The following is a 21,296-nucleotide window of genomic DNA, read 5'->3' on the forward strand; positions in this document are numbered from 1 at the left end:
ACAGTCCCCTTTGTGCCCAGATTTTTTCCTGTCTGCTGTCTGCTAACTGCTATCTCTTAAGCTGCATTAATTCTGTCAGCATATCGTCTGTAGTGGTAATAACCCTCGCATTCGCCTGAAAGCCTCTCTGATACGCAATCATCTTAACAAACTCTTCTGCCAGGTCCACATTTGATGTCTCAAGGGAGCTTGCCATGACCCTGCCCCTTCCTGAGGTATTGGGAGAGCCTATGATCGGGCTGCCTGAAGCAGCTGATTCGGTGTAAAGGTTTCTTCCCTGTTTCGTAAGCATGGTAGGGGCTATAAACCTTGCAAGATAAATCTCTGCAATCTTCAGTGTCTGTCCGTTGGTGAATGTCCCGACCATTGTTCCTGTATTGTCGATAGTAAGGCTCTTCAAACTACCCGAGGCATATCCGTCCTGTTGCTGGAATATAACAGACGAAGCAGAGCCGTACTGGGTTGTTGCATCACGTCCGCTGCCACCCGCTGCCGTGCCTGTACCAAAATCGAAATCTATGGTCTGGGACTGCGTTACGCCGCCTGTGAAATCAAAGGCCGCGCCCGGCGTATTTCCATACTGCTGGATATCCCTTACAAGACGCCCATCCGTATCGAATTCGAGATAGCCCTGCGCTCCAATCTGTACCTGTCCCTGAGTGCTATCCGCAGACTGTACAACTGCATAGTAGTGCCATCTGTTTCCAGTAATGGTATCCGTCCCCGAACCGTCAAGATCAACGGATTCTGCAGTCTTCCTGAAGTAGACAGTAATAAGATGGCCATAGCCGAGGGAATCGTAAACAGTAATGGATGTGGAGAAATCCGATGTATTTGAAGCCTTATTGGGGTCAAAACCAACCGCAACATAATCGGCTGTAAATGAAGTGCCTGCAGCAGCAGGTGTAATAGACCTGAAACCAAGAATCTGCTCAGCCGTTGTGTCTGCATCTCCCCAAAGAGGCGTAAAAGCGCCGTTAGCGGAAATTACAAACCGTGGCGGTCTGCCATCTGCACCGACAGTGTAATTTACGGTATAATCAAGAGTTCTGCCGGGAGCATTATTAAAGGCATTTTGAATCGCAGTGGCAAGACCGGCGCCGTCATAAGTGCCAGGATTAATGGTCGCGGTAAGACGAGTTCCAGCTTCCTCAAATACAATGGTCTGATTTGAGGCATCTATAGTGAATGAATCAGCAGTACCGCTCAGAGGGTCTTTTGCAGCAGTTGCCGAATTCAGGTTTGCAGATACTTTAACCTTGGAAGTTGGATTCGGCGGGCTGTTCAGAGACGCCACATTTATGGTGCTCACCTGTCCTGCCTGTGTTCCTGTGAGCAGCTTCCCCTGCAGCAACAGACCCTCTGGATTGACTATATTGCCGTCTTTGTCAAGATTAAACTGCCCTGCCCTTGTGTAGAATTGGGCTCCGGCAGCATCCTGAAGGATAAAAAAACCGTCCCCTTCAATTGCCATATCGAGGGGATTGGATGAGGTCTCGAGTGTGCCCTGCCCGAATACAGCCTGGGCATTCTGAATAAAAGAACCCCTTCCTACCTGGAAGGCGCTGCTGCCCCCCAGCGAAGAACTCAGGATATCCGCAAAGACCGTCCTGCTGCCCTTAAATCCTACCGTGTTCGCATTGGCGATATTGTCGCCTACAACTGACAATCCCTGTCCGTTTGAAGCAAGACCGCTAACACCTGTAAAAAGCGATGTCAACATTCCCATGGCAAACCTCCTTAACTAAAGCTCGAAAGTTTAAATAATATTATCCCAACTCTTTAACATCTCAAGCGATGTAGATAATGCCACACTGTTGGCATTATATGCCTTCTGTAACATTATCATCGTCACAAACTCCTCTGCCAAATCAACATTGCTCGTCTCAACGGAATTTGAGGATATCTTTCCACCTCCCCCAGTGCCTGGTGTTACATCTGTCCTTTGCCCTGACCAATAAGTTTCCGCAAACAAATTCCTTCCAATTCTTTCAAGCTCTGTCGGCGCTACAAATTTTGCCAGAGCAAGCTGGGCTATTTTCTTATCCCGTCCGTTTGAGTAAAGGCCATAAAGTATGCCATCCTTATCCAGTTTAAAGCTTGTGAGCCCTCCTTCAGGATAACCATCCACATTCTGGAATACAGTGGAATACGGAGAGCCATATTGGGTTGAGCCGGTAAAATCTGTAGCAACTGCCTGAGCAGCAGGCGTTGTCGGCGGTGTTGAAATATCGCCATCCCAGTCATCCGTATCCCATGTCAGGTTAACACTTGAAGGTCCGACCGGACTTGTCATGTTTCCGTTTGTATCAAATGTAAGATTGCTTATTATCTGCTCACGATAATTAGTAATTGTTTTGCCCGAATTCCATATAACATGGGCATCCCATGTTGAGCCGACGCCTATGGTGGAACTCGTCTTCTTAAAGTAGATTTGCACAGCATGGGTGTTGCCTTCACTGTCATAAACCGTCATTGCAATGCTGTGATTGTATGTGCCTGCCGCAGGGCCTTTAGTAGGATCTAATGGATCGAGGAGCGTTCCCGCCGGGTAAATAGTCTCTGTGGGGCTTCCGCTGAGGTTTATCTGAATCTCGGCTCTGGACGTTGCCTGCGCGGACATTATGGGTACGCCATTAGCATTCTTGGGCAGTATTTCTATATCACTAAGGGTTTGTGCAATATTGCCTGCAGCATCTGCCGGGTATCCCTGAAGCCTTAATCCATCGGGATTTATTATGATACTGTCTTTATCAAGGAAAAATTCTCCTGCCCTTGTATAATAGTCTCTATTTTTAATGCTGTCCCTTACAATAAAAAACCCATCGCCACTAATTGCAAAATCAAGTGGATTTCTGGTATTCAGAACAGCACCCTGCGCAAACTGTGTTGTGATTGTATGGGAGCGCGTTCCTTTACCTATCTTGTCGAGCTCTGAGCCATACACGTCACTGAACAACATGCGGCTGCTTTTAAACCCGGTTGTATTCAAGTTGGCAACATTATTTCCTACAACTGAAAGACCTATTTCGGTTGCAATAAGACCGCTTACGCTTGTAAAGATAGATGATATCATGCCCATTAAAATCTCCTTTTACTTAAACTGTAGACGGATTCTTTATCTCTTTAATATCGTTAAATGCTATATTCTTGCCGTTGACTGAAAGATAAACGCCGCTGTCTTCTATCTTCACGCTTGCCACAACACCTTTTTCACCTTCAATACTTGTTATCTCCTTACCGATCATGGTAGATGCAACTGTCGCATTCTGATAGCTCTGCTGCTTCAGAAACTCCTCCAGGTTCTTATTCATATTGCTTACCTGCTCAAGGCTGCTGAATGTTGCCAGTTGCGCGATAAATTCCTGATCTTTCATTGGATTGAGCGGGTCCTGATTCTTTAGCTGGGCTATCAATAAATTCAAAAAATCGTCCTTGCCCAACTCCTTCTTTACCTTTGTATTCCCCTGGCTGTCAACTGTTTTTGTATACGAAGAGTCGCTTAAAATTGGTGTCATGTATCCCATACTTCACCTCCTATGCGAAATAATCAAAGAACTGAGATTTAGATCCCTTATTCTGTTTGTGTTGTTGCTGATTCGTATCATCCTGCTGCCTTCTGCCGTCAGAATAATAATCCTCTTTCACATCCACAAAAAAATCGCTCACCTTAATGCCGGAATCCTCTAGAGATGTTTTTATCTGAGGGATTGCCATAGAAAACAGATCCTTAACAGCAGGCGAGTCAACCTTCAGATCAGCCCTCAGCATACCGTTATCCATCCCCAGTTTTATCTGAATGCTTCCTAAGTCAGGCGGCTCGATCTTTATTATCAGGTGTTTATCGCCTGCCTTTACTGTCTTTTCCATTACCTCGCCAAGCTCATGCAGTCTGCTTATATGTATCGGCTCCTTTACCACGATTGCTGAATCATTTTTAACATAGGGCGCATTGTAAAGGTGTGATGCTGAGGCAATCATACCTCCATCTTTTTCGTTAACAACAAGATGCGTTTTAGCATCGGAAATGTTAACAGCAGGTTCGATTTCTTTTTTATTCAGGATGCTGAAATTAAATTCGAGATCTTTTTTGCTCAGGGTTGTTTTGATATGCATATGCTGATCATTGCCGATATTGCGGATCATAGCAGAAGCAGAGTTGGATAAAGGGGACATTCCCTCTTTTAAAAAGGGACTGTCCCCTTTATCGTTTTTAGGAATAATATTCTGAAATTCCTGTCCGTTAACTGTATCTGCCATTGTCTTAATCTGCACAAAAGCGTTCCCATCGGAATTGGCATTGAAATTGTCATTGGTATGGACTTTAACCTTCTGCATCCCGTCCTCAGATTTCATAATGAAATTTACCAACGCAGTATTGCCGTTAACATTAACGTGTATCTGCGAAGTTGGATTATTGGGTACTTCTATTGTTTTTTGATTATCCTGATTTATGGCAATTACAGGCTGGGAGACTCCGATCAACTGCATCTGTGATATCATCTGCTGCAGAATACCCGAAAGGGTCTCTCCCGCAACAACATTGCCGTCATTGCCCACAAACAAACCCTTTGACACGTCATCGACAGTAATCGGCTGGGAATCCTTGCCTGCAAACAAACCTCCTTCTAAATTCATTACTGTATCGTTAAATCCGGACACTATGGCAGTAAGGATTTTTATAAAACTGTCGGTATCAAAGCCATTTTGCCCATTAATATTATTGACCTGAATATTTGAAGCAAAGGGTGTTCCTCCAACTCCATTCATGTTCGGCTGCATAATATTAGTAAACATCCATTAACCTCCATGCGGATTTGAGAAAAGGATAAGCAAGAGATATGCCCGATTAAAAACAGGTTAAGGTAGAGGTCAGGGTAAAGAAAAAACTTTAATATTTACTAATCTTAACCTTAACTTCTGCCTTTGCCTGTCGTTGACGGGTGGGATTTTTTTTCCTACCGGGAAGTTTTTTCCTGCAGAACTTTCCCTTTTATGAGTATCTTCTTTGAGAGGGATGCTGCCTTGTCATTTTCCATTTGAGCAAGTATCTTGCCGGCAGTTTTCGGCTTGAGGGAGTTTAATATTATCACCGCTACATCTTCGTCAAGTTTTTCCAGTTTTCTCGCTGCCTCTTCAGCAGGCATTGCTTCGTACATCTTTGCTACTTTGAGCAGTCCTTCCTGAATCTTGATATCTAAGGCCTTCTGTACTTCTTCTATCTCTTTTTTGAGTTTTTCAAGTCGTTCGATTTCTTTCTTAATGTCTGCCTTAAGTATAGTAAGCCTTTCCTCTTCAAGAGATGCTGGCAGAGACCTCTGTTGTGCTGCAGGTTGCTGCGCATAAGAAAAGTAGCCAGTAGCCAGGAGCAAGTAGCCAGTAATCAATAAAAATAAAAATGCCTTGTATAATTCATGGCCACTGGTTACTTGTTCCTGGCTACCAGCCGCTGGCCGCTGGCTACTGGCTACTTTTCTTTCTATGATGTCCTGTAACAGCATGCTCGTCTGTCCCTATCTGTTCCTTCCTCTTGTATTCTTTCTTTAAAGCAGACTTATGTCTTTCATCGAGCTTCTCGAATATCTTCTTTTCTTTTGAAGCCTCAACAAGCACCTTCCTCGCATCCTCCACCTGTCTCTCCTTTTCAAGGATAATCCCTTTCTGGCGATGTATCCTTATCAATAAATGTTCCAGATATTCATTCAACCTTTTTATCTCATCGATATTTACCAGCTCATCCGTACACTCCAACTTTTTGCCGGTAGAGCTGTACCGATCTTCCAATTCATAAAGCCGCCTTTCTTCCGTTGCAAGCTCTTTAAGGAGGACAGCAAACCTGTTCTTTGCTTCGTCCTCCTTCCATATCTTAAGGTTCAAAAGGCTTTCAAGGGGAGTCCTCATAAGCGTTAATGAGTAAATGAGTGAATGAGTGAATGAGTGAAAAATTTAAACCCATATACCCATTTACTCATTAACACATTTACCTTTTCGCTACTCGAATAATCTATATAACTCATTTAACCCTTCCTCAAAAGTAACCTTGTCTGTTATGTCCTGTTTCAGAAATGCCCTTAGTTTGTCCATCATCTTTATTGCGTAGTCAAGTTTCGGGTTGGTTCCTTCTTTGTAAGCGCCTATGGTAATTACATCCTCGTACCTCTTATAAATAGCCATTATGTCCAGAGCCTTTTCCACATGCATCTTATGCCTGTCGTCTGTTATATCCTTCATCAGCCTGCTTATGCTCTGCAGTACGTCTATGGCAGGATACTGGTTGTGGTTCGCTAGTTCCCTCGAAAGTACTATATGGCCGTCAAGAATTGATCTGGCTGCATCGGCAATAGGCTCGTTCATATCATCGCCTTCCACAAGAACCGTATAAAGTCCTGTGATTGTCCCTGAGCCATCGCATGTGCCTGCCCTTTCAAGAAGCTTTGGAAGAAGATTGAATACCGACGGCGGATAGCCCTTTGTTGTCGGCGGCTCGCCTGCTGCAAGTCCTATCTCTCTCTGTGCCATGGCAAACCTTGTTAGAGAATCCATCATAAAAAGCACGCTTTTTCCGTGAGACCTGAAGTATTCGGCAATGGCAGTGGCAACAAATGCCCCTCTTATTCTTATCAGCGGCGATGTATCCGATGTGGCAACGACAATTACAGACCTCTTAAGTCCTTCGTCACCAAGATCTTTTTCTATAAACTCCCGCACCTCTCTGCCCCTTTCACCGATCAGGGCTATGACATTGACATCTGCGGTTGTATTCCTTGCCATCATGCCGAGGAGGACGCTCTTTCCAACGCCGCTTCCTGCCATTATGCCGATCCTCTGCCCCTTGCCGCAAGTGAGCATGGTGTTTATAGCCTTTATACCGAGGTCGAGTGGTTCTGAAATCCTGCGCCTGTGCAGTGGGTTGATAGGCTCGTTGTAAATGGGATAAAGCTGTCCTGTTATGCGTCCTTTTCCATCGATAGGGTTTCCGAGACCATCAAGTACCCTGCCCAGAAGCTCCTCGCTGACCCTTGCATATCTCTGCCTTCCCCGTGCTATTATTCTGGAGCCTGGACCAATACCCCTGATGTCGCCGAGGGGCATCAGAAGCATCTTGCCCTCTTTAAATCCGATAACTTCGGCCTCTATTAACTGTCCCTCCGAAAGACCGTTTGGCTGTATCTGGCATACGTCGCCGATATTAGCCCGTGGCCCCAGACCCTCGACAACAAGGCCTACGCCTTTGTTTACCCTCCCATAGACTTTAATAGGGTCTGTTTCCCTTACAAGGTCCTTACATTTCTCTATCAGTTGCTGTGTTGATGGCATCATGGATTTCCTTCATCTGCTCCTCGATCCTCGAATCTATCTCTCCGGTCTGCATCTCTATGTAACAACCGCCTGGAGATATGGTGGATTGAGGCTCAACAGAAATATTCTTTAAGCCTGACTGTTCCTTTAACAGATTGATATTTGCAACTATCACCTCGTAATCCAGAGGATTCACTTTTATCACTATGCTCTCTTCGCTTTCTTCTACCTTCTTTATTGCATCCTGGGCAATATACATTACTATGTTCTTATCCAGCTCCACTTCTTTATGTATGACCCTTTTTGCAATTTCCAGAGAGAGATCTATAATCCAGGGCAGCAGTTCATTGGTTTTTTTTTCCTTATAACCCTCCAGTTCCTTAATAATCCCCTCAAGGCGTTTGAGCTTTAATGCGGTCTCCTTTTCGCCATCCTTTACCCCTTTATCGTAACCCGCAGCATAGCCTTTTTCGTAACCTTCGTTCTCGGATGCCTTTACCCGTGCATGGATATCCTCTTCTTTTATCTCCTTCTTATGTGCTTCTTTAAGCGAGGTGTCTTCTTCAAACTGTACGGGGCTGTAAGGCTGGACAGAATCAAGTGCGTTATTAGACGATGACTTCTTCTCCACCCTTGCCCCCGATAACTATTTTTCCCTCTTCTTCCAGTTTCCTTGCCACCCTCACGATATTCATCTGGGCCTTCTCAACATCCGAGACCCTGACCGCACCCTTTGCCTCCATTTCTTCCTTCAGTATCTGTACTGCCCTCTGTGACATATTCTTGAATATCTTTGCCTTTAACTCATCGGATGCCATCTTTAAGGCAAGTGCAAGGTCATCGGTGGTTATCTCCTTCAGCACCATCTGTATGCCCCTGTCATCGATATGGATGAGGTCGTCAAATGTGAACATGAGCTTTCTTATCTCGTCAGCGAGTATCTGGTCTTTTTCTTCTATGTTCTTTAAAATTAGATCTTCCGAGGCCCTGTCCATCTGGTTCATTATTTCTGCCACTGTCTTGATGCCGCCGATCTTCCTGCCTCTTGTGTAGCTCTGGAGCTGCGATTGAAGGACGTCTTCCAGCTCTCCGAGTATGGCAGGGGAAATCTGGTCAAGGCTTGCAATCCTCAGAGATACGTCTATCTTTATGTGTTCCGGGAGCTTTGTAAGGACCTCGGCAGCCTGCGTTGGCTCAAGGTGTGCGAGGACAATGGCGATGGTCTGAGGATGTTCCCTCGCAAGCATATTGGCTACGGCGCTCGAATCAAGCCATCTCAGTATATCAAAGGCGCTGGCGCCGCTCTCGATCTTCTCCATCAATTTTTTTGCCTGATCTTCTCCAAATGCCTTTGTGAGTATTTTCTTAATATAATCTTCATCCACTGAAAGCATGGCGGTTTCAGCCTTCTCATAAAAATCCTTCATAACTGATTTAGCCTCATCAGGAGAGAGTTTTACCTTTGCCATTATGGGGACAATCCTTGCCAGTTCAAGGGGATCGAGATGTTTGAAAATCTGTGTGGCCGCATCTTCTCCCACTATGGAAAGAAGTGCGGCAACCTTCTCCACACCGCTCAGTTTTCTCATTGTGTTATTCTGATAGCCACTCCTTCAGTATGATAGCAGCCCGCCTCGGCTCTTTTTTCACAATTTCCACAATCTCCTCCCTCATAACTTCCTCTGGCCTCATAACTTCCTCTGGTGCTATCTCGGCGCTGGGCACTGGTGGTGCAGCCGGCATAGCCGCCTCGGGTACTTCCTTTATTACAGGGGCTTTCAGCGTCTCTATAATCGGCTTGATGACAAAAAGGATGAGAAGCACGATCACAACAAGTGGAATGATATACTTCAATAAAGACAGAGCAAGTCTTACAAAATCTATCTTTTCAGGTGGAAGTTCTTCTATGGCTACCTCGAAAGGCACATTCTCCACAATCACCTGATCGCCCCTTTCCTTATTATAGCCTATGGCAGCCATAATTATCTCCTTATACTTCTTCATATCATCCTCGGTCCTCGGCACATAAACCTTCTTCCCATTCTCTTTCTTATATGTGCCGTCAACAAGCACTGCAACAGAGATGCTCTTTACCTCGCCCCTCGGCTGTATTATCTTGCTGACACTCCTGCTCACCTCATAATTTATTTTTTCGGACTGTTTCTGTGATGTTGACGGAGAGCCGGCTGTTATTGCAGGCTGTTGTCCGGGCTGGTTGGACAGTACTCCGGGAATGCCTCCCTGAGTTGCCCCCACCGATTTCTCCTGGGTGCGTTGTTCATTTCTAACAGCAATTGTATCGGGATCGAATTTCTCCTCTGTCCTTTCGACCCGCGTAAAATCTATCTTTGTGGCGACCCTGACAATCGCCTTCCCCCTGCCTATGATCCCCTCCAGCATGCTCTGGAGCCTGCCTTCGTAATCTCTGTCAACTAATTTCTGGTATTCGAGTTTCTTGGAATCCACGATCTCATCGGTGGTATCGACAGGCTTTGAAAGAAGATTGCCCATGTTATCTATGACAGTGACATTTTGAGGCTGCATGCCCTCAACACTGCTGGAAACAAGATGCACTATGCCGCCTATCTGTCCCTGATTCAATACACGGCCGGGCTTCAGTTTCAACACAACCGATGCCGTGGGTTTATCTTCCTTTTCGGTAAATATTGTTTTCTCGGGGATGGCGATATGAACCCTTGCCTGATCCACTTCTGAGAGCTGCCTTATGGTCCTTGTCAACTCTCCCTGAATCGCCCTGACATAGTTTAATCTCTGTACGAACTCCGTGACCCCTATCTGGGTCTTGTCAAATATCTCAAAGCCGACACCGCCGCCTGTGGGGATGCCCTGCGCTGCAAGCTCAAGCCTCAGCTCATAAACCCTGTTGCTCGGTACATAAATAACATTGCCCTCCACCTTATACGGGACCTTCATCTCCTTTAGTTTGGCAATTACCTGCCCTGCGTCTTCCTGTGAAAGATTGCTGTAAAGGACCTGATAATCAACCCTATCTGTCCAGAGCATTATTCCTGCCATAAGGGCAAAACTCAATAATATTACAAAAACAAGGGACAGTTTCCTCTTCAGGGGCCATGCCTTTATCAGCTCTACGATGTCTATTAATGCCATCTGTTATACCTGCATCCTCATTATTTCTTCATAGGCAGTGAGCAATTTGTTTCTCACCTGAAGCAGGGTTTGCAAGGATACGTCGGCCTTTTCCATGGCGACCACAACGGTATGGATATCCTTAACCTCTCCCTTCGAGAAGTTCTCGATGGCCTTCTCGGCCTCGTTCTGAATAGTAGAGACCTCCTTCAAGGCATCCTTTATGGCATCCTCAAAGGACGCACCGCTTTTCTTTGTTGTTTTTGAAGGTTGGGCAACTCCCTGGCTTATATCCCCTATTTTTTTTATGTCATCCATAGAACACCTCCCATTTCCCATTTTCCACTTATGCTTTCGTTATGTCAAGGGTTTTCATAAACATCTCTTTATACGAATTAATGAGGGTTAAATTGGCCTCGTATGCCCTCGTAGCGGATATAAGGTTAACGGTCTCCTCTATGGTGTTAATATTCGGATAGCTGACATATCCGTCCTTATTGGCATCGGGATGGGACGGGTCATAGACCATTTTGAAGGGTCTTTCATCCTCCACAATCTTCGGGATGTTAACTCCCACAGAGCTTTCATCGAATATGTATGATTCAAAAACTACATCCCTCCTTCTGTATGGGCCCCCTTCAGGAGTCCTCGTGGAGTTCACATTGGCAATGTTGGAAGCTATAACATTCATCCTTATTTTCTGTGCCTCGAGGGCTGTTGCGCTAACCTTTAACGGCATGAACATCTCTTTCATTACCTACCCCCTTTTATTACGTCCTTCAACATCCTGACTTTCATGGTCATCAACTGGGTTGCGGCGTTGTATATTAATGTATTTTCTGCAACCTTTGCCATCTCTATGTCGAGATTGACAGTATTGCCGTCCCTGTTAGGCATGGTTGTAACCGTTTCATAAACCTCGTAGTCCTGTTCTTTTGAGCCTTCTATTGCCCTGTCCAGTTCCTTTTGAAAGGATATATCCTTTGCCTTATAGCCCGGCGTATCTGCATTGGCTATATTGGATGCCAGAACCTTTTGCCTGAATGCTGCAACATCGAGCATCTTTTCGAGAACCTTAATAGTATTGTCCGGCATATATTCCTCCTTATCGAGCTTCTAAACAATAAAAATATTGCAATTTCTATTCCAGATTTAAAGCTCTTCAACTTCTTTTTATATCGTCATCCGAAATATTAAATTCCTTGAGCTTGTTTCTTATTGTCCTGACACTTATACCAAGCAACTGTGCCGCCTTTGTCCTGTTGCCGCCTGTTTCTCTCAGAGTCTTTATGATTAAATCCCGCTCCATGTCTTTCATTGTACCCGTACTGCCCGATTCAGCCACCTGAACTCTAAACTCTAAACCCCGAACTCCGAATTCATCTGCTGGCGGCAGCAAAACCTCTGATTTGGATATAACAGCCGTTCGGTACATAAGATTTTCAAGCTCCCTAACATTGCCTTCCCAATTTCTCTGCAACAGATAGGATTTAAGTTCGTCAGAGACCTCAAATGCCCTGCCCATCTTCTGTGACAACTTCTTTATAAAGAACTCCGTGAGAGGAATTATGTCTTCCCTTCTTTCCCTGAGGGGAGGCAACTTTATGGGGAATACATTTAAACGATAATAGAGGTCTTCCCTGAAATTTCCCTTTTTCACCTCGGACAGGAGGTCTTTGTTTGTTGTGGCGATAATCCTGACATCCACCGGTACGGGAGAGCGGCCTCCTATCCTGTCTATCTCCCTTTCCTGGATTGCCCTGAGCAGCTTTGCCTGAAGTGGAAACGCCATCTCGCTTACCTCATCAAGTAGCAGCGTCCCTTTGTCGGCAAGCTCAAACTTTCCCAGCCTCCTTTCGGCTGCACCTGTGAATGCGCCTTTTTCATGACCGAATAGCTCTGCTTCGAGGAGGCTCTCTGAAATAGCGGCACAATTGATAGCAACAAAGGGTTTGTCAGCCCTCAGACTGTTTTTGTGGATAATCCGTGCAATAACTTCCTTGCCAGTGCCGCTTTCTCCGGATAAAAGAACCGTTATATCGCTCTTGGCAACCTCTCTTATTATGGACATAAGGTGTTTCATAGCTGGGGATTCAGCCACGATATCCGCATCCTCAGAGGGAAGTATCCTGTCAATAACCCTTCTCAGGGAATCAAAGGAAAAGGGTTTCATAATGTAGTCTGTTGCGCCCAGTTTCATGGCATCCACTGCATTTTCCACCGTGCCGAAACCTGTTATGACAATTACAGGCACAAATATGCCTTTCCTCCTGATCTCTTGCAGAAATTCGATGCCATTCATTTTAGGCATCTTCATGTCGGTTATTATAAGAGAAAAGTCAGCAAGATTGAGCCCGGACAATGCATCCTCCGGGTTATGGCATACCGTGGGCTTGAACCCGCACCTCTTCAAGGACTCCTTTATCGCAAGGGCCATATCGATTTCATCGTCAACTATCAAGACCGATTTCATAAGCTTCTCCACAATAGTAAATCAGTAAATCTGTAAATGGGTAGATGAGTAAATGGAAAAACCCTTTCACGCATTCACTCATTTACTCATTCACTTTACTGGTAATGTAATAACAAACTCCGTTCCTCCTCCGATTTCACTTCTTACATCTATCATTCCTTTGTGCGCCTTTATTATTCCTGCAGTTATGGACATCCCAAGCCCTGTTCCCCTGTCCTTTGTAGAAAAGAAAGGCTCGAACATCCTCAGCCTCGTATCTTCGTCCATGCCAATGCCTGTATCTCTGATTATAATTTCAACTTCCTCTGTCTTCTGTCCTCTGTCTTCTGCATTCTGTATTCTGATTTCTATTTTCCCTCCATCGGGCATGGCATGAACAGAGTTCAGCAGTATGTTGATCAACGCCTGTCTCATTAGCCCTTTATCCATATTCAACCAGTACTGCCCTTTTTCCGAAAAATCAAGTTGTACATCGCTGTTTGCAAACAATTCCTTGAACTCATCGCATGTTTCGCTGACCATATCATTTAAACAACAGTATCCTGGTTTAGGCTTAACCTCTTTGGTGAACCTGAGCATATTGTCAAGGGTGTTAACGAGAGACCTCACGGAGTTGGATATCCTGTTTGCGTAATCTCCATGCTCGGTTCCCTTTAAATCATTGGAAAGAAGGCTTGCAAACAATTCTATGCTGCCGAGGGGATTTCTTATCTCGTGAGCGATCTTCATAACAAGCTCTCCCATGGCTGTCAATCTCCTGTTCCTCTCGTTTTCGGATTCGAGCTGTTTAAGCCTTGTTATATCTTTGAATATAAGGACATTACCAATGACATTTCCACCATTGTCTGTTACGTCCGAGCGTGATACGAGGGCATAAAAAGGCTTACCATTAGTCGGTGCTATCACCTCTTCATGGATTTCGGCATGTATTGATGTGCCGCCGATTGCATCACTGGCATTAATATTGAGCAGACACTCAGCCGCCTTATTCATGGTCCTGATAATACCATCCCTGTCAAAAAAGACAACACCTACATCAATGCTGTCGAGAATGCTGTTTAGCAACTGCTTTTTGTGATCAACCTCTTCGGTCAGCAAACGGACCTTATCTTCAAGAGTGCTGTAATACTGGACCAGTGTGGCAGAAGCGGAATTGAAGGTTTCTATGGCCTTATTTAAAAGATCGACATTATGCTCGGCTTTTGAGTCCGCAAGGGGGACTTTGTCCCCCTTGCGAAATCCCTCTGTTTGAAAATTCTTCTGGTTCTTGTTTTTCATAATCATGGATTTATCTGTCTCCCGAGATCATTGCTGCTGCCTCTGCAATCTCTCCGCCTCCGGTGACTGCCTTCTTCAGGTAATCATTGCTTTTAGTCAGTTTGCCATATTGGTATTGGGCCCACTGGAGGCTTTTAGGGTCTTTTACATTATAGTCCAATGCCCTCTTATAATAGATCTTTGCCTTTGTATAATCGCCTGAAATATACAGACAATCTCCGGCCTTCACCGAAGACAACCCGTCACCTTTGTTGGAGGCCATAATATAATATTTCACTGCATTCTGCCTGTCTTTTGTTTTGTAATACAGATCACCCAGTTTTGCAGCTATCCTGTAGTCAGTAGCAGTCTTGACTATTCGCAAGAGATATTCGATGGCTGCGGCATATTTGCCCTGCCTTTCCATTATGTCTGCAACCATATAAGATGCCCTGTATAGGTAACGGGTATCGATAGTAAGAGGCGTAAGCATCTTTTCAGCCTCAACATATTTGCCCTCTTGAATCAATAACTCCGCCATGTACAGGGATGCCTCTCCCTTTACAGCACCCTTTAAAGCCTTCGTGAGAAGCTGTTTCCCCTCAATTTTCTTGCCGTTTGCTATCAGATATCGTGAGGCGTCGATAATAAAGGGGGCATCTGCATCAAGGGAGAAAGAGAAATTTTGTATATACTCCACAGCCTTTGGATCTTTGGAGGCAATCACGGCCTTGATCCTCTTTTCTATCTCTGCCGACCTCAATCTCTTGTTGTTTAGATAAGAGAGGTATTTCATGGCATTATTTAAATCACCCTTTTTATCATATAACGAGACAATCTTCAGTTTAAAATCGTCGTCTGGTTCATAAGGCGACAGTTCAATGCCTAATTTCAAGGCATCATCCACCTTTCCATCTACTTCGTAAATCTGCAACAAAACCTTTTTTGCATTGATTTTTTCGATACTCGAAGTGGGGCTGTCTATGATAGACCTGCACAGCCTCTCCGCCTCTTTTAACTTTCTTGCATTGAAAAGGATGCGGGCCTTTTCGACCCTTATATCCTGTTCCTTGAGGGCAGAATCAAGGATTCTGTTAATCGTATTAACAGAATCCCTATGCATGCCTTTATTGCTGTACAACATTGCGCGCATATAAAGGACACGGGGGTCTGTTTCCATGGTCTTTTTACTTAATGTTTCAAGAAAATATTCGACCCTCGCCATATCTCCGGTCTTCAAAGCCACTTCTGCCTTCCCTATGCTTGCCTTTTCCTTCAAAGGTTCTCCCACTGCTTCGAAATACTGCTTTGCTTCTTTGAATTTCTGAAAATGAAGTGAAATATAGCCGAGCATGAGGTGAGCCTCATCTCGATATTCGGGGATTTTGGATACCGATATAAAACGCTTGATGTTCTGCCTTGCCTCGTAATAGTTTTTTAAGTAGTAGTCTGCCTTGCCCATTCCGAACAATGCCTTTTCTCCTGATATACCTTTGGGTGCAGCGAGAAAGATATCCCGGTAAACTTCCTTTGCCTTGACATAATTCTTTGTCCTGAGATACTCGTCCGCTGTCTTGAGCTTGTCTTCAGAGGCAATGGCAGAGACAGACAGAAGACAGAAGACAGAAAACAGAAATATGATGCATTTATTATCTCTCATATACACTTGAACCAACACTTTTTAAAGTCTTTGAGCCGTGCCTGACATATAAAATCGCTTAACTTAAACATAAATATCCAGTTTTTGTATTGAAAGAAATGTGCCAACCTATTAGTTCATAGCTGATAGTTTATAGTGTTATTAAGCCATAAGCCATGAGCTATGAGCTATTGATGGTCAATTATCTGACTAAATAACCTCTAATTCCAACAAGAGCGTTAATTTTATGACAACCCCAATCTCTTCATCTTTTCGATAAGGGTGGTACGGTTGATATTGAGATACTTCGCAGCCTGACTTTTAACCCCGTTCTGAAGCTCAATGGCGTGTAGTATAAGCCTCTTCTCATACTCCTCAAGTGCAGCATTAAGGTCTATGCCACCAACAAAAGGATTTCTGTCATCGTCCTCGATATCGGGCAGATTGGGGATCTTTCTTCCTGTCATCTTTTCCGGCAGGTCATATGGCGTTACAACATCATCATCCTTAAGAACAAGGAGTCTCTCCACTGTGTTCTCCAGTTCCCTGACATTGCCGGGCCAATGATAACCTATAAATATCTTCATGGCATCATCGGTCAGCCTTATGGGATTCCTTCCAAATCTTCTCGAATGCTTTTCTATAAAGTAGTCGCACAAAGGGAGTATGTCTTCTGTCCTCTCCCTCAAGGGCGGAATATCTATGGTAATTACGTTAAGCCTATAAAAGAGGTCTTCCCTGAACCTGCCTGCAGCCACAGCCTCTTCGAGGTTTTGATTTGTAGCTGCTACTATCCTTACATCCACGTTCACGGTCTTGATTCCACCGATCCTTTCAAACGACCTTTCCTGAAGCACCCTCAGGAGTTTTACCTGGAGTATAGGCTGCATTTCACCTATTTCGTCGAGGAATATTGTCCCGCCGTCAGCCAGCTCGAATCTCCCGATCCTCGACGCTACGGCTCCGGTAAATGCTCCTTTTTCGTGACCGAAGAGTTCTGACTCGAGAAGTTCTGTAGGTATAGCACCGCAGTTTACCGGAATAAAGGGCTTCTCTGCCCTTGTACTTTTGAAATGGATGTTTTTGGCTACAAGCTCTTTACCTGTCCCGCTTTCACCCAATATCAGGACAGTACTGTCAGAATTCGAAACCTTTTCAATGAGTTCATAAATACGTTTGATAGCCTTGGAAGTGCCAATAATTTGAAGGAGATTATTATTATCAGTACCCATGTCATAAATATGACATACAGGATGATAAAAGTCAATACAAATATCACTCCACTAATCTTCAGCTTTTTCCAGATTCCCTACTTTTACGCCTATAAGCCTTACTTTTTTCTTGAGTTCTATCCTGCCGAGGCACTCAAAGGCTGCCTTTCTTATCTCTTCGAGGGAAATTGTGTAATTATCGAGTGTCTTTGCCCTTGTGACTAGTTTAAAGTCGTGAAACTTCACCTTAACCGTTACTGTTTTGCCTATATAGCCTGTCTGCCGCATGTCATCGACAACCTCTTTTGAAAGCTCCGCAAGGGTCTTTGCCATAAACTGCCAGTTGTCCGTATCCTTCTGGAATGTTACTTCCCTGCTTGTGGATTTCGGTTCCCAGTGAGTAATCAATGGACTTTCATCTATGCCTCTCGAAGCCTCATAAAGATAATGTCCAAATGATTTGCCAAAATGTTCAATGAGTTTATCAATAGACATTGATGCAAGTTCTCCTATGGTTTCGATGCCCATGCCTTTAAGATGCGCTTCTGTCTTAGGCCCTACGCCCTGCAGCTTTCTTACAGGCAGCGGCCATATAAGACTTGCTATGTCTTTTTCTGTGAGGATTGTCAGACCGTCGGGTTTTTGCATGTCAGATGCTATTTTTGCAAGGAGCTTGTTGGGTGCAATACCTATAGAGCAGGTAAGCCCTGTCTCATCCTTTATTCTCTTTTTAATTTCATTTGCAATATCCTCCGATGACTTTTCTATTTGGGATATATCGAGGAATGCCTCATCGATCCCGACATCTTCCATCATTGGAGATATTTCCTTGAGGATATTTTTAACTATTTGGGAAACCCTCGAATACTCCTTGTAGTCCACAGGCAGGAAGACAGCATCGGGACAGAGTTTATAGGCAGTCCTTAAGGGCATCGCAGAGTGTATCCCGAACTTCCGTGCCTCATAGGATGCAGTTGACACAACACCCCTCTTGGTTGGATCGCCGTCGCCTCCGATCACAACAGGCTTTCCGATTAATTCGGGATGCCGCTTCTGCTCGACAGCGGCAAAGAATGCGTCCATGTCTATGTGCAGGATTCGCCTCATAAATCAATTTTTATCTGAACCCGTAATGAATAACGATAAGATATATGCAGGGTGTGCTGAAAAAGACTTTACACTTCGGAATATTAGACTGCATAGTCTTGAATCCCTCATCCACAACATTGGTCACTATTTGGGTGAAGCGTTGGGCATCTCTGGTATGCACCGGGAATAACACTTTGCAAAGGCTTTTTCAGCATGCCCTGCATATGTCATTACGGATTAATACCGAGATACAGCGATAAGTCTCTTTCGTTCAGGAGCTATGTTTTGACAGTTCTAATACTCCTTACGCTACAGCCGCAAAACTCACCCTTCGGGTTCAAACACTTGCGGCTGTTTAACGCTTCAGTCGCAAAGAACTGTTACCAAAACATAGCTATTCACTCCAGAGCCCTATTCTTATCGCTGTATTTGAGTAATATTTTAGTATACAGCAAAATATAATGGATAGTAGGATATAATTGTATAAAGCTGGGGAAAAGAGGTGGCCGATGCCTTTACCTTCTAAAGAGAGATTCAGATGCGAAATCCTTTCATGGAACAGGGTTATACGGGATACAAAAAAACTTTCAAAAAACATAAAAGATTCGGGTTATAAGCCGGATATCGTAGTAGCAATCGGCAGAGGAGGCTGTGTCCCGGCAAGGATACTCTGCGATTACCTGCTGATGAGAGACCTTACCTCAATAAAGGTGGAACACTGGGGAATCGCTGCAACAGAGACAGAAAGAGCGGTCATCAAATTTCCTCTTTGTACGGATATAAAAGGTAAAAAGGTTTTGCTTGTGGATGATATAACCGATACAGGGGATACGCTCAGGGTTTCTCTGGAATACTTAAAAACTTTTGAGCCTGAAGATATCAAGACAGCGGTGCTTATACACAAGACCTGTTCTGCAATCATACCTGATTACTTTGTCAGCAGGGTTACAAAGTGGCGGTGGATTATCTTTCCATGGCACATCTATGAGGATCTGACAGGCTTTGTCAAAAGGATAAAGGATATGGGCATCCATAGCGAAGATGATATAGTTCGTGAACTCGGAGAACGATACAACATCGTGGTGAATACAGATGCTATCAAAGATTTGTTATTAGAACCGGAGTAATGAATGGAGCGGGCGACGGGATTCGAACCCGCGACCTTCAGCTTGGGAAGCTGACACTCTACCACTGAGTTACACCCGCAAACAGAAAGCAAAAATATGTTACTACATAGAAAATATTTTGTGCAACCAAGTATAATTCTCAATTATGTGGAACATACGGATGAGGGCATCGAAAACAGTCGGCAGCCAAAAAGAAATTCATATCTCTGGTGCTGAAGGCATATATGAAGATTCTGAAATTTCAAAAATTGTTAAAAAATACGCTGAAAGGGCATTAAACCATCCAAGGGGTAAGCCTGATAACATTGTAATAACAATCGAGGAGATAAAGCAGAAACCGAAGAAGGTCCAACTGCTTCCTGTAACTACTCTTAGATGCAAATCTCCGGATGAAGCTAAAAAAACAATATTTCAAACACTATCGGGCATCGGCGTTCCAACAAAGGCTATCAAGAACTCGTTTAAAGTTCTAACCTCACAAAAGATCATGCGTGGAGCTGCTCTAATATTAGAAGAATCTGCTATCCGCATGGAGCCTGACAGAGAGCGAGGAGTAAGGGTATCGAGACTCGGAATAGAAAAAGCTGCAGAAAAGGCATTGACATGGAACCTTTCAAAAATGAGGGTCGATACTACAACAGTCAAAGAGGCACTAATCCTTGCTTCAAAGGTAGCATCGCATCCGGATGTAACAGCAGAAATTTGCATATCCGATGACCCTGATTACACAACAGGTTATATTACATCGAAACAGTTCGGATATTTGAGGATACCGAATATTAAAAGGCATGGAGAGAAACACGGCGGGAGGGTATTCATTATCAAGGAAGATGCTGATATCGGCAAGCTCATTAAATACCTTGAAAAAACACCGGTAATCGTATCAGGAGTAAGATTTTGACTAAAAACATATTTCTCATAGGAAACCCCATTGCAGGAGGAGGCGCTTTAAAGAAAATTAAAAGGTCAGTAAACATTCTTGAAAACAGGGGGTTCGATGTCCGCTTAATGCTCACTGCTCAGAAAGGAGATGCGGAATTATTTGCGAGACAGATCAGTCAGGAGTCCGAAACCAGAAGTCAGGAGTGTTTAGTGATTGCAGCAGGCGGTGATGGAACGTATAATGAAGTGGCAAATGGATTGGTGCATTCAGACATCCCCATGGCAATACTTCCATTAGGCACAACATGTGTTCTTGCAAAAGAGTTAAATGTGTCTGAAGACCCAGAAAGGGCTCTGGATATTGCGATAACTGGGAAAGCACAGGCAATCCATCTCGGCAGGATTACTACGGCATCATTGACTCGCCACTTCCTTTTAATGGCCGGCATCGGCTTTGACGGAGAAGCCGTTTGCGGCGTGAATCCATGGATTAAAAAGATTACAGGCAAAGGCGCTTATATATTGAGCGGAATTAAAACAATCCTCAGATACAATCCATCCCAAATTACCCTGAAATACGACTCTGAACAACGATCAGGATATAACGCCATCATAGGCAAGGCTTCATGTTATGGCGGAGACTTTAAGATAGCGCCGGATGCTAAGCTCACAGAGCCATCCTTTTATGTGTTCTTAATGCACCAAAAAGGCAGACTCAACCTCATCCGCTACATATCAGGGGTAATAAAGGGAGGCCATCTCAAACTAAAGGATATAAGCTATTTCAGGGCTTCAGAGATAGAGATACAAGGCAATGCACACATCCAGATCGATGGAGACTATTTAGGCACCACACCTGCAAAGATAGATGTGGCGCCCGATGCATTGAGACTGGTAACCAGCACATTGTAGTTTACACTATTTGGTCTCCCTATAAAATAGAGAACACCAACAGCCATACAGACAGCGCTGGCAGTCCGTTTACCTGCCCCTGCGATACGGCCATGCCAATTAAAAAGAGTGCTATAGGCATCAATGCAACTGTAATTCGGGGTTTTAGATATTTTATAGCCCATGTAAAGAAGATGATTGTAAGCATAATAGACGCGCTTACATAATAAGCACTTTTAGGTTCGCCTATCAAAAGAATTTTAATAATATGAAGCGTTAACCCTGCACAGAAAAAGCCTGCACGAATACAAGCGCTCTGT

Annotated in this window: 21 protein-coding genes and 1 tRNA gene; 3 read left to right on the forward strand and 19 right to left on the reverse strand. The window is 44.3% G+C overall.

What is annotated here, in order from left to right; genetic code table 11:
• Positions 1 to 49: 49 nt before the first annotated feature.
• The 18 genes from V7L97_RS00810 to V7L97_RS00895 form a co-directional block, all read right to left on the reverse strand.
• Complete coding sequence (locus V7L97_RS00810; RefSeq protein ID WP_333652361.1) at positions 50 to 1,729, reverse strand: flagellar hook protein FlgE; 1,680 nt, start codon at positions 1,727 to 1,729, stop codon at positions 50 to 52.
• Positions 1,730 to 1,759: 30 nt separating this feature from the next.
• Positions 1,760 to 3,076 carry a flagellar hook protein FlgE gene (locus V7L97_RS00815; RefSeq protein WP_333652363.1) on the reverse strand — a complete coding sequence of 439 codons (1,317 nt, stop codon included), beginning with the start codon at positions 3,074 to 3,076 and terminating at the stop codon, positions 1,760 to 1,762.
• 22 nt (positions 3,077 to 3,098) lie between these two features.
• Positions 3,099 to 3,527 (reverse strand): flagellar hook assembly protein FlgD, encoded by a 429-nt coding sequence (gene flgD, locus V7L97_RS00820; protein ID WP_333652365.1) that lies wholly within the window; start codon positions 3,525 to 3,527, stop codon positions 3,099 to 3,101.
• A gap of 10 nt (positions 3,528 to 3,537) precedes the next feature.
• Complete coding sequence (locus V7L97_RS00825) at positions 3,538 to 4,797, reverse strand: flagellar hook-length control protein FliK (protein ID WP_333652367.1); 1,260 nt, start codon at positions 4,795 to 4,797, stop codon at positions 3,538 to 3,540.
• A gap of 161 nt (positions 4,798 to 4,958) precedes the next feature.
• Positions 4,959 to 5,501: a MotE family protein gene (locus V7L97_RS00830; protein ID WP_333652370.1), complete on the reverse strand. Its 543-nt coding sequence runs from the start codon at positions 5,499 to 5,501 to the stop codon at positions 4,959 to 4,961.
• A complete protein-coding gene (gene fliJ / locus V7L97_RS00835) occupies positions 5,461 to 5,901 on the reverse strand; it encodes a flagellar export protein FliJ (protein WP_333652372.1) in 441 nt (146 codons plus the stop codon). Before fliJ ends, V7L97_RS00830 begins: the two co-directional genes overlap by 41 nt.
• Before the next feature lie 90 nt (positions 5,902 to 5,991).
• Entirely contained in the window at positions 5,992 to 7,317 is a 1,326-nt protein-coding gene (gene fliI, locus V7L97_RS00840; protein WP_442891716.1) for a flagellar protein export ATPase FliI, read from the reverse strand.
• Positions 7,283 to 7,930 (reverse strand): FliH/SctL family protein, encoded by a 648-nt coding sequence (locus tag V7L97_RS00845; protein WP_333652376.1) that lies wholly within the window; start codon positions 7,928 to 7,930, stop codon positions 7,283 to 7,285. Before V7L97_RS00845 ends, fliI begins: the two co-directional genes overlap by 35 nt.
• The gene (gene fliG / locus V7L97_RS00850; protein WP_333652378.1) at positions 7,908 to 8,888 is read right to left on the reverse strand and encodes a flagellar motor switch protein FliG; all 981 of its coding nucleotides are present in this window, start codon (positions 8,886 to 8,888) and stop codon (positions 7,908 to 7,910) included. The genes V7L97_RS00845 and fliG overlap by 23 nt, the downstream gene beginning before the upstream one ends.
• Before the next feature lie 4 nt (positions 8,889 to 8,892).
• Positions 8,893 to 10,428, reverse strand: a complete 1,536-nt coding sequence (fliF, locus tag V7L97_RS00855; protein WP_333652380.1) for a flagellar basal-body MS-ring/collar protein FliF — start codon at positions 10,426 to 10,428, stop codon at positions 8,893 to 8,895.
• 3 nt (positions 10,429 to 10,431) lie between these two features.
• On the reverse strand, positions 10,432 to 10,725 hold the full coding sequence (gene fliE / locus V7L97_RS00860; protein ID WP_333652382.1) for a flagellar hook-basal body complex protein FliE: 294 nt from the start codon (positions 10,723 to 10,725) through the stop codon (positions 10,432 to 10,434).
• A gap of 28 nt (positions 10,726 to 10,753) precedes the next feature.
• Positions 10,754 to 11,161, reverse strand: coding sequence for a flagellar basal body rod protein FlgC (flgC, locus tag V7L97_RS00865; RefSeq protein ID WP_333652384.1), 408 nt, complete (start codon positions 11,159 to 11,161; stop codon positions 10,754 to 10,756).
• Positions 11,161 to 11,502, reverse strand: coding sequence for a flagellar basal body rod protein FlgB (gene flgB / locus V7L97_RS00870; RefSeq protein WP_333652386.1), 342 nt, complete (start codon positions 11,500 to 11,502; stop codon positions 11,161 to 11,163). The genes flgC and flgB overlap by 1 nt, the downstream gene beginning before the upstream one ends.
• 67 nt (positions 11,503 to 11,569) lie before the next feature.
• Positions 11,570 to 12,880 carry a sigma-54-dependent transcriptional regulator gene (locus V7L97_RS00875; RefSeq protein WP_333652388.1) on the reverse strand — a complete coding sequence of 437 codons (1,311 nt, stop codon included), beginning with the start codon at positions 12,878 to 12,880 and terminating at the stop codon, positions 11,570 to 11,572.
• A 90-nt stretch (positions 12,881 to 12,970) separates the two neighbouring features.
• Positions 12,971 to 14,158: a two-component system sensor histidine kinase NtrB gene (locus tag V7L97_RS00880; protein ID WP_333652390.1), complete on the reverse strand. Its 1,188-nt coding sequence runs from the start codon at positions 14,156 to 14,158 to the stop codon at positions 12,971 to 12,973.
• A 10-nt stretch (positions 14,159 to 14,168) separates the two neighbouring features.
• Positions 14,169 to 15,797, reverse strand: a complete 1,629-nt coding sequence (locus tag V7L97_RS00885) for a tetratricopeptide repeat protein (RefSeq protein ID WP_333652392.1) — start codon at positions 15,795 to 15,797, stop codon at positions 14,169 to 14,171.
• 224 nt (positions 15,798 to 16,021) lie between these two features.
• The gene (locus V7L97_RS00890; protein WP_333652395.1) at positions 16,022 to 17,008 is read right to left on the reverse strand and encodes a sigma-54 interaction domain-containing protein; all 987 of its coding nucleotides are present in this window, start codon (positions 17,006 to 17,008) and stop codon (positions 16,022 to 16,024) included.
• Between the two features lie 51 nt (positions 17,009 to 17,059).
• Positions 17,060 to 18,094 (reverse strand): DNA polymerase IV, encoded by a 1,035-nt coding sequence (locus V7L97_RS00895; protein WP_333652397.1) that lies wholly within the window; start codon positions 18,092 to 18,094, stop codon positions 17,060 to 17,062.
• Positions 18,095 to 18,585: 491 nt separating this feature from the next.
• Here V7L97_RS00895 and V7L97_RS00900 point away from each other — a divergent pair, with 491 nt between their 5' ends.
• Positions 18,586 to 19,203, forward strand: a complete 618-nt coding sequence (locus tag V7L97_RS00900; protein WP_333652400.1) for a phosphoribosyltransferase — start codon at positions 18,586 to 18,588, stop codon at positions 19,201 to 19,203.
• Between the two features lie 4 nt (positions 19,204 to 19,207).
• Here V7L97_RS00900 and V7L97_RS00905 read toward each other — a convergent pair.
• Positions 19,208 to 19,282: transfer RNA gene (locus tag V7L97_RS00905), tRNA-Gly, on the reverse strand.
• A gap of 66 nt (positions 19,283 to 19,348) precedes the next feature.
• On the opposite strand from V7L97_RS00905, the gene V7L97_RS00910 reads away from it, so the two are divergent.
• Together V7L97_RS00910 and V7L97_RS00915 are read left to right on the forward strand one after the other, a co-directional pair.
• The gene (locus V7L97_RS00910) at positions 19,349 to 20,104 is read left to right on the forward strand and encodes a 6-carboxyhexanoate--CoA ligase (protein WP_333652402.1); all 756 of its coding nucleotides are present in this window, start codon (positions 19,349 to 19,351) and stop codon (positions 20,102 to 20,104) included.
• Positions 20,101 to 20,997 (forward strand): diacylglycerol/lipid kinase family protein, encoded by an 897-nt coding sequence (locus V7L97_RS00915; protein ID WP_333652405.1) that lies wholly within the window; start codon positions 20,101 to 20,103, stop codon positions 20,995 to 20,997. Before V7L97_RS00910 ends, V7L97_RS00915 begins: the two co-directional genes overlap by 4 nt.
• Positions 20,998 to 21,296: the final 299 nt, after the last annotated feature.

Source organism: Dissulfurispira sp., assembly GCF_036745535.1.
GTDB lineage: Bacteria > Nitrospirota > Thermodesulfovibrionia > Thermodesulfovibrionales > Dissulfurispiraceae > Dissulfurispira.

Coding starts and splice junctions, on each gene's coding strand:
- V7L97_RS00810 (WP_333652361.1), bottom strand. CDS start 1,729: ATGGGAATGTTGACATCGCTTTTTACAGGTGTTAGCGGTCTTGCTTCA.
- V7L97_RS00815 (WP_333652363.1), bottom strand. CDS start 3,076: ATGATATCATCTATCTTTACAAGCGTAAGCGGTCTTATTGCAACCGAA.
- flgD (WP_333652365.1), bottom strand. CDS start 3,527: ATGGGATACATGACACCAATTTTAAGCGACTCTTCGTATACAAAAACA.
- V7L97_RS00825 (WP_333652367.1), bottom strand. CDS start 4,797: ATGTTTACTAATATTATGCAGCCGAACATGAATGGAGTTGGAGGAACA.
- V7L97_RS00830 (WP_333652370.1), bottom strand. CDS start 5,501: ATGCTGTTACAGGACATCATAGAAAGAAAAGTAGCCAGTAGCCAGCGG.
- fliJ (WP_333652372.1), bottom strand. CDS start 5,901: ATGAGGACTCCCCTTGAAAGCCTTTTGAACCTTAAGATATGGAAGGAG.
- fliI (WP_442891716.1), bottom strand. CDS start 7,317: ATGCCATCAACACAGCAACTGATAGAGAAATGTAAGGACCTTGTAAGG.
- fliG (WP_333652378.1), bottom strand. CDS start 8,888: ATGAGAAAACTGAGCGGTGTGGAGAAGGTTGCCGCACTTCTTTCCATA.
- fliF (WP_333652380.1), bottom strand. CDS start 10,428: ATGGCATTAATAGACATCGTAGAGCTGATAAAGGCATGGCCCCTGAAG.
- fliE (WP_333652382.1), bottom strand. CDS start 10,725: ATGGATGACATAAAAAAAATAGGGGATATAAGCCAGGGAGTTGCCCAA.
- flgC (WP_333652384.1), bottom strand. CDS start 11,161: ATGAAAGAGATGTTCATGCCGTTAAAGGTTAGCGCAACAGCCCTCGAG.
- flgB (WP_333652386.1), bottom strand. CDS start 11,502: ATGCCGGACAATACTATTAAGGTTCTCGAAAAGATGCTCGATGTTGCA.
- V7L97_RS00875 (WP_333652388.1), bottom strand. CDS start 12,880: ATGAAATCGGTCTTGATAGTTGACGATGAAATCGATATGGCCCTTGCG.
- V7L97_RS00880 (WP_333652390.1), bottom strand. CDS start 14,158: ATGAAAAACAAGAACCAGAAGAATTTTCAAACAGAGGGATTTCGCAAG.
- V7L97_RS00885 (WP_333652392.1), bottom strand. CDS start 15,797: ATGAGAGATAATAAATGCATCATATTTCTGTTTTCTGTCTTCTGTCTT.
- V7L97_RS00890 (WP_333652395.1), bottom strand. CDS start 17,008: ATGGGTACTGATAATAATAATCTCCTTCAAATTATTGGCACTTCCAAG.
- V7L97_RS00895 (WP_333652397.1), bottom strand. CDS start 18,094: ATGAGGCGAATCCTGCACATAGACATGGACGCATTCTTTGCCGCTGTC.
- V7L97_RS00900 (WP_333652400.1), top strand. CDS start 18,586: ATGCCTTTACCTTCTAAAGAGAGATTCAGATGCGAAATCCTTTCATGG.
- V7L97_RS00910 (WP_333652402.1), top strand. CDS start 19,349: ATGTGGAACATACGGATGAGGGCATCGAAAACAGTCGGCAGCCAAAAA.